The sequence below is a fragment of the Pseudoalteromonas sp. genome, assembly GCF_041613455.1.
Taxonomy (GTDB): domain Bacteria; phylum Pseudomonadota; class Gammaproteobacteria; order Enterobacterales; family Alteromonadaceae; genus Pseudoalteromonas.
The window spans coordinates 1-7,913 of record NZ_JBFJHD010000136.1; the positions used below are offsets into that span (position 1 = coordinate 1).

Annotated in this window: 6 protein-coding genes and 1 pseudogene; 3 read left to right on the forward strand and 4 right to left on the reverse strand. The window is 42.7% G+C overall.

The annotated features are described in order from the left end of the window. Positions 1-493: 493 nt before the first annotated feature. The gene (plsB, locus tag ABYB02_RS11980) at positions 494-2,932 is read left to right on the forward strand and encodes a glycerol-3-phosphate 1-O-acyltransferase PlsB (protein ID WP_372762679.1); all 2,439 of its coding nucleotides are present in this window, start codon (positions 494-496) and stop codon (positions 2,930-2,932) included. 24 nt (positions 2,933-2,956) lie between these two features. Here the strand turns inward: plsB and tesB are convergent, their stop codons facing one another. After that, positions 2,957-3,814, reverse strand: a complete 858-nt coding sequence (gene tesB / locus ABYB02_RS11985; protein WP_372762680.1) for an acyl-CoA thioesterase II — start codon at positions 3,812-3,814, stop codon at positions 2,957-2,959. A 76-nt stretch (positions 3,815-3,890) separates the two neighbouring features. Here tesB and ABYB02_RS11990 point away from each other — a divergent pair, with 76 nt between their 5' ends. Next, the gene (locus ABYB02_RS11990) at positions 3,891-4,352 is read left to right on the forward strand and encodes an EVE domain-containing protein (protein ID WP_372762681.1); all 462 of its coding nucleotides are present in this window, start codon (positions 3,891-3,893) and stop codon (positions 4,350-4,352) included. A 4-nt stretch (positions 4,353-4,356) separates the two neighbouring features. On the opposite strand, the gene ABYB02_RS11995 is transcribed toward ABYB02_RS11990, so the two are convergent. Continuing rightward, complete coding sequence (locus ABYB02_RS11995; protein ID WP_372762682.1) at positions 4,357-6,132, reverse strand: EAL domain-containing protein; 1,776 nt, start codon at positions 6,130-6,132, stop codon at positions 4,357-4,359. A gap of 163 nt (positions 6,133-6,295) precedes the next feature. Between ABYB02_RS11995 and ABYB02_RS12000 the strand changes: the two genes are divergently transcribed. After that, entirely contained in the window at positions 6,296-7,327 is a 1,032-nt protein-coding gene (locus ABYB02_RS12000) for a cytosolic protein (RefSeq protein ID WP_372762683.1), read from the forward strand. 26 nt (positions 7,328-7,353) lie between these two features. Here the strand turns inward: ABYB02_RS12000 and ABYB02_RS12005 are convergent, their stop codons facing one another. Further along, complete coding sequence (locus ABYB02_RS12005) at positions 7,354-7,563, reverse strand: PLDc N-terminal domain-containing protein (protein WP_372762684.1); 210 nt, start codon at positions 7,561-7,563, stop codon at positions 7,354-7,356. Beyond that, positions 7,560-7,913: pseudogene (locus ABYB02_RS12010) on the reverse strand (two pore domain potassium channel family protein); the annotation flags it as partial. The pseudogene ABYB02_RS12010 and the gene ABYB02_RS12005, both read right to left, overlap by 4 nt.

A 7,913-nucleotide genomic window follows, 5' to 3' on the forward strand; every position in this document is an offset into this window, starting at 1 on the left:
CAATCAAACGGTGGTCAAAAGCTTTTAGGCGAATACGAATGCGTTGATTTGACATTCTTAAACCTCAATATAAAGAGCATTTAAAGAGCATAAAAAAACGACCGAAACAATCTTAAATCTTAAGATGTCGGTTGTTTGATTATATCTACGTTGAGTTCCAAATCGGAACTCCTGTTTATTAGCTAGAAATCCTAGCTTAATTTATCCTTTCAAGTTCCCGAGGGATTTTTGAAAGCCTGCGTATTATAAATATATTGGTGATAAATGCAACAACTAATTAGGAAATAATTATAACCTTCTGACTTGCTTAAATAAGCTACAAGCTGCATGACACAAGCTACAATAAAGTTTATAGCGTACTTAGATACTGATAGCCCGGCCGTAAAGCGGTGATGCAAATTAAAGGCTTTTTTATATCTTATGTTATCATATGCGCTAATTTTGCTTTTATATACCCTGATAATAGAGAGAGTTACTCTCTAATGGTGAGTCGATGCGTATTTTAAATTATTGCTTAAATGTTTTATCCGCCGCAATTAGCCGTTTATTTGTAAGAACTAAGGTGCTTCCAGAAAAACCGGTTGAGCAGTATCAATTAAACCCTGAACAACCGACCTTTTATATTGCACGGTTAAACTCACGCTTTGATTTAGCGGCACTGGCACGTGTATGTAAGCGCCATGGGCTACCGAGCCCTACCGAGCAACAGCTTTTAGGTGAGCAAGAATTAGAGCGCTTTATTGGCATTAAAAATCCGCCACCCTTATTTGGTGACCAAGCAAAACCCACCAACGCACTGGCGCAAGGCAAGCAAATTATTGAACACTTGTTAGCTACTGGGCAACAAAATGTACAAGTAATACCGGTCACTATTTTATGGGGGCGTGCACCCGGTAAAGAAAAGCCCGGTATAAGTACCCTAATTACTCACTCGCTTACCCCTAGCTGGTTTCGAAAACTGTTTGTGGTGTTGTTTTCCGGCCGAGATAATTTTATCCGCTTCAGTCAGCCGCTCGACCTGTCATTAATAGTGAACGAAAAAGCCGATGTAAACGAGTTACCACAAAAGCTATTACGTGTTGCACTGGTGCACTTTAAACGCCAACAACTCGCCGCAACGGGCCCTAAAATGCCATCGCGTGAGCAATTATTTAATTCGTTACTGGCGTCGCCAACAATAAAAAAAGCCATTCAAGACGAAGCAAAAAGCAAAAATATAACGCAGGCCGAAGCGCGGCAAAATGCGGTTAAATTACTTAATGAAATCGCCGCTAATTATTCTGAGGCAATGATCCGCGTTGGCGATAGAATTTTAACCTGGTTATGGAACAAGCTGTATAACGGCATCGATATTAAATACACCGAGCAAGTTCATGAGCTCACCAATAAAGGCCATGAAATTATTTATATGCCGTGCCATCGCAGCCACATGGATTATCTGTTACTTACTTACGCGATTTACCACCAAGGATTAGTACCGCCGCATATTGCAGCGGGTATAAATCTAAACTTTTTTCCTGCCGGGGGGATTTTCCGTCGCTCTGGGGCGTTTTTTATTCGCCGCTCATTTAGCGGTAATAAGCTTTACTCTGCGGTATTTAAAGAATATTTAAGTCAGCTCTTTATTAAAGGCTACTCGGTGAAGTTTTACACTGAGGGTGGTCGCAGCCGTACTGGGCGCCTGCTGCCGCCAAAAACCGGCATGCTGGCAATGACATTACAGGCCATGCTGCGCGGCATTGACCGCCCCGTATCAATTGTGCCGGTGTATATTGGCTATGAACACGTAATGGAAATAAACACTTACCTTAAAGAGCTTGCCGGTAATGACAAAAAAGGCGAGTCTATTTTGGGAATTTTTAAAGCGATTAAAAACCTAAAAAACTATGGCCGTGGCTATTTAAATTTTGGCGACCCTATTTCGATCAACCAATACTTGAACGACCATCAACCTAATTGGCGTGACGATATACACCCTACCGATGTGCAAAAGCCACAATGGCTAAGCCCGCAGGTAGCCAGTCTTGCCGATCAGGTAATGGTTAAAATAAATAATGCTGCAGCACTTAACGCGGTTAACTTGCTAGCGATGATTTTACTGGTGAACGACAGGCATGCACTAAGTAAGCCTAAGCTGTTAGCGCAGTTAAATTTTTACCTAACCTTACAACGTGATGCTAGCTATAGCGCTAAAGTCACTATGCCAGATGAAACCCCTGAACAACTTTTAACGCACGCGTTAAAACTCAATAAGTTTGATGTGATCAGTGATGAATTTGGCGAAATTATTGCAATTAACGATAAAGAAAAAACCCTGTTTAACTATTATCGTAATAATATTTTGCACGTATTTGCGATACCCAGCCTGATTGCGCTGCATTTATTTAGGCAAAAAACCACCACTCTTGCTCAATGTCAGCAGTTAATAAAGGCGTTTTACCCACTATTTGCCAAAGAATGGTATTTATGCGAGCTTGATGAACACTACCTAACGCGTATTTTAGCCAGCTTTAGCGAGCAAAATTTAATTGAGATTGACGGCGACTCCCTACGTACTACCAATACAAATGACAGTTTAGCTAAATTAGAAATGTTAGGCCGTGCGCTTAACTTTACCTTGCAACGCTATGCCATTGTTATCGGTTTTATTCAAACCAGTAATGGTATTGAAAAAGCAGAGCTGGAGCGCGAAAGCCAAGTATTAGCGCAGCGTTTAGGCACCTTACATGGCATAAAAACACCAGAGTTTTTTGATAAAAAGGTACTGGTTGGCTTAATTGATAGCCTACGCGACCAAGCATTAATCACGGAAGGTGAGCAAGGTTTAATAGGGAGCCCGCAATTGTGTGAAACCTATCTACATCTTAAAGCATTACTGCCAGCACGGGTCTGGCAGTCAATTAGCGATATAGTACAAGGGCAGTGTAAATAACGCGCCCTTTCACACCGCAAGGGGTTAACGCTGACGCATAACCCCTTCTTGTATTGTTGAGGCCACTAAATTGCCTTGACGGTCAAAAAATTGCCCCCTTACTAAGCCTCTTCCCGAACTCGCCGTTGGGCTATCTATGCTGTATAACATCCAGTCATCCATTCTAAATGGGCGGTGAAACCACATGGCATGATCTATGGTTGCAACTTGCATGTTGGGTTGCATAAACGACACACCATGGGGTTGTAGTGCCGTGGGTAAAAACTCAAAGTCAGACGCGTACGCTAATAAATAGTTATGAATGCGCTGATCATCGGGCATACTGCCATTCGCTTTAAACCACACATGTTTAATAGGTTCCATAGTTTTAGGTTTAAAGGGATTGTGGAATGTCACCGGGCGTATATCAATAGGCATTTCGCTGGTAAATTTACTGCGAATAGCCTCGGGAATATGCTCGGCATTGTCTTGGTAAAAATCCAGCGCTGAACGCAGCTCTTCTGGCTGTGGCACATCGGGCATAGTGCTTTGATGCGATAACCCCTGCTCTATAGCTTGAAAGGAGGCGGTCATATAAAAAATAGGCTTGCCGTACTGAATTGCACTTACGCGGCGTGTGCTAAAGCTTTTACCATCGCGAATTGCTTCCACATCGTAAACAATGGGCTTGGCTGGATCGCCAGGGCGTAAAAAGTAAGAATGCAGAGAATGAACAATACGCCCTTGTGGTAGCGTTTCTTTCGCAGCCGAAAGTGCTTGCCCCATAACCTGCCCACCAAATACCGCGCCAAAGCCTAAATCTTGGCTTTGCCCTCGGTATAGGCCTTGCTCAATTTCTTCAAGTTTTAACAATGACAATAAATTATCTAATACTTGGCCCATTATTGTTTCCTCAATGCTCTAATGCGCAGATGATACTATACAATAGTAGGATGTAAATCATTCTAGGAGCCCAGCAATGGCATATTGGCTATTTAAAACCGAACCCGATGCATTTTCGCTTGATGACCTGCAGCAAGCGCCACAACAAACCACGGTATGGGAGGGCGTGCGTAATTACCAAGCGCGCAACTTTATCCGCGATGAGATAAAGCTAGGCGACCAGGTAATGATTTACCATTCAAGCTGCAAACATGTCGGCGTGGTCGGCATAGCCACAGTGACAAAAGCAGCCTATCCAGATCTAACCCAGTTTGATTTAAGCAGTGACTACTACGACGCCAAAGCCACTCATGATAACCCGCGCTGGTATGTTGTTGACGTGACTTATCAAAGCCGTTTAAACAAACTGGTGAGCTTAAAAAGTATAAAAGCGAACCCTGCTATTACCGAGCTCGTGCTAAAAAAAGCCGGTCGTTTATCGGTAATGCCAGTCACAGCCAATGACTGGCAGCAGATCATGGCTATGGCTGCAGATTAAAACACTAGCTAGCATCTTTTTTTGCATCTAACCAGCAGATCAGTTGCTCAACAGTGAGAGGCTTTGCAATGTAGTACCCTTGCGCGAAATGGCAACCACTTTGAGCAGCCCAATCTAGTGCTGCTTGGGTTTCAATGCCCTCAACAACGATGCCAAACCCCATACACTGGGCAATATTAATAATCGCCGACACGAGCAACACATCTTTGTTATCCTGCGGTATATTTTTGAAAAATACTTTGTCTATTTTCAAGTTACCGCAATGAATGTGTTTCAAATAAGAAAAGTTACTTTGCCCGGTGCCAAAATCATCGATAGACACAGCAACCCCCAGCGCTTTTATTGCGTCTATGGTTTCAATCGCTTGTTGCGGGTTTTTCATAAACGTTGTTTCGGTTATTTCTAGTTCCACTTTACTTGGGTCAATTTGGTAATGGTTTAGATAGCCTTTTAACTTATCAATAAAGTGAGGGTTTTCCAGATCTATAATCGAAATATTAATCGCCACTGTTAACGCATAATGCCAACTAGCCATTAATTTAAATACCTGGTTAATAACCCAGTCGGTGATCTGGCTCATCAGCGTAGTGCTTTCGGCGAGTACGATAAATTCATCAGGAGGAATAATCCCCAATTGCGGGTGCTGCCAACGAAGCAGGGCCTCTACGCCCACGCAACGCTGACCCTGCAAGTCTATTTTTGGCTGGAAAACTAAATGAAATTGCTCATCACTTTGTAATGCTAGGGGTAAATCTGATAATATTTGAAAACTACGGCACTGCTTTTGATCAGATGCACTATTGTATTTGGCGATACGTGTTTTAGCTTTTTTAGCATCCAGTAAGGCACATATTCCCGCCCTAAGTAATTCTTCACCATTGGTCGCATCTTCAGGGTAGCGTGCTACTCCCATGGCCCCATCAGCTAAGATAGCCAGCGGAGCACACTCAAAAGACTGCGATAAATAACCATTAATGTTTTGCAATAAGGTGTTTAGTTCAAGCTCACTATGATCGATAACCAGCCATGCAAAACGAAACACGGCTAAGTTATACAAAGATACATTTTTGCTTTGTATTTCGCTAAATTTTTCACTGGCTGAGCGTAAAAATTTATCGCCATTAGTGTGCCCTAATGACTGGATCAGTGCGGCGTATTGCTCATACCTCACGGCATCCGCAACGATAAGGTTAACTCGCTGTGATGGCTTACTTGTTAAGTGAATTTTTATATCCTGTTGCAACTTGAGTCGGTTAGGCAGCTCTGTAATAGGGTCAAGCACGCCGTGCGTTAATCGTGCATTGATTTGATCGATCACTAACGCGGCAATAGCGATTAAGTTGGTGACTTGTATTGGGTCTATTTCGGCTCTGGGCTGATGATCTATGACGCACAAGGCACCCAGCGCATAGCCATTTTTATCAATTAAAGGGACACCAGCATAAAAGCGAATATTAGGCTCCCCGGTTACCAAGGGATTATTTTCAAAAGCATGGTGGTTGAGCGCATCATGTACAATAAAAATATCATCCGATTGAATAGTGTGGTTACAAAAAGCAATTGCTCGAGATGTTTCATTCACCGGCAAACCAAAGTTAGATTTAAACCACTGCCTGGTCTCATCAAGTAATGTAATTAAGGCTATAGGGGTATCCCATATTTGTTTAGCCAAACTGGTTAGTATGTCAAACGCGGGTTCAGGCGGCGTATCGAGTAATTTAACAGACTTAAGGGCTGCCAGCCGCTGCGGCTCGCTTATCGGCGTTTTCAATTTTGCCACTAACAAAATTTCCTTTTTTGAATAATACTCTATTAAGGGTAGTTTGCTTATAGCGATAGTCAACTTAGTGTTAATGATAAGTAATTCATTACCGTGGCTGGCAGCGATTTTTCAAGGTGTGCAAAATTTGCTATAATTCGCCGCTTGTTTCTGTGGAGGATAAATGAAATTACTGTATTGGTTAGATGAGTGGGTAAGCCTTTCGCGCGGTGAGCAACAAGCCAAGTTGCCTGTGTCTGGGGGAGATTTAATTGGCGATGTATTTGTTAAGTATAACTTTGTAGACCTGACTAAACCGCTACTTTTTACCTTTTCACCGGCCGGTACAAATATACAACAGCACGATCTGCACGCTGACTTTGCCCCTTGGGGTTATCATTTGGCGCAAAAACAACAGGTTAATATTATTGCCTTTCAGCATTTAGGGAAAAGTAATTGGTTTCGGAATCGCAATTTAATCTTTTTTATTGAACAGCTAGCCACCTTGCTCTCTCCATTTCACACCAAGTTAGGCTATGGCCTTAGCCGCGGCGGCTTTGCTGTGGGCGCGTTTGCTAAATTACTCCAGCTCGATCAAGTGCTATTATTTCATCCGGTGAGTACCAAAAACCAACAGCTGGTGCCTTGGGATGACCGCTCAAGCACCCAGTTTGCACAACAATTTGATTGGCAAAGTGACTATGCCGATCTCGATTTAGGCGACGCGCGCGGCTATATAATTTACGACCCGACCAATAAAATAGACCGCTTGCATGCTAAACGTTACCCACAACTCACCCATTTGCGTGTATTTGGCATGGGCCACGGTACGCACGCCAGTTACTTAAATAAATTTGGATTTTATAAACAGGTTGCCGTTGATTTTATTCGCCACCAGCAAATTGATATTGCGCAGTTTCGCCTGCAAACCAAAACGCTGCGTTTAAAAGAAGAGTATTACCAAAGTTTAAACAAGGCTAATGTAAACTCAGCCCACCGTTTAGCATTATTGAGTACTGCACATAAAATTTTAACCGATGAGAAAGAGCAGCATGTGCAAGAGCATCAAGCCAAAATTGATATTCAGCCGTTAATAGATGTCGCGCTGAAGCATCAAGATGCACACCCTAATGATGCCATTCAACTACTTGAAGTCGCGCAGCAACTGGTGCCCGATGACCCCCTAGTCGAGCTCAAACTTAAGCAATTAGAGTAATATACTCAGCTATAACGCCACATTATTCATTGTTTACGTCTCGTAGCGGGCGTTTTTTTGTGCCCTTGCTTGGGCACAACAATAAAGTAGATAAACAACCCTAGCCACGAAAAAACTATCACCGCAATCAGCCAAGCGTTTTTTTCGTGTCCTTGAGTGCGCTTACTATTTAAAATACTCACCACAGGTAAAATATAGGCACTTAAAATAATGATTAAATAAATTATCTCATTCATTGTTTTGCCAATGACGCCCAGTCAACTTCGTCACTTAACACTCGCTCAACGGCAATATAATGCAAAATATCGCCAGCACTGACTTTATAATTAAGTGGCGGGTTTAAATCCATATTTTGTGCGCTTAAATTGTGCGCCACCCCCAGTAACGTAGCATCATGCTGGTGCTTAAAATGATGAAATAACGTGCCAAATTCCATATCGGGTGTTGTTGTTGGTATCGCTAAACTAAACTGCGTGTCGCCATGTAAAATAGACAGTAACTCTTCGTGCACTCGGCTCGAGCCGGGGTCTTGCATTGAGCGCACTAAAATTTCTGCAGACTTAACACTGCTGCATTCCACATTATG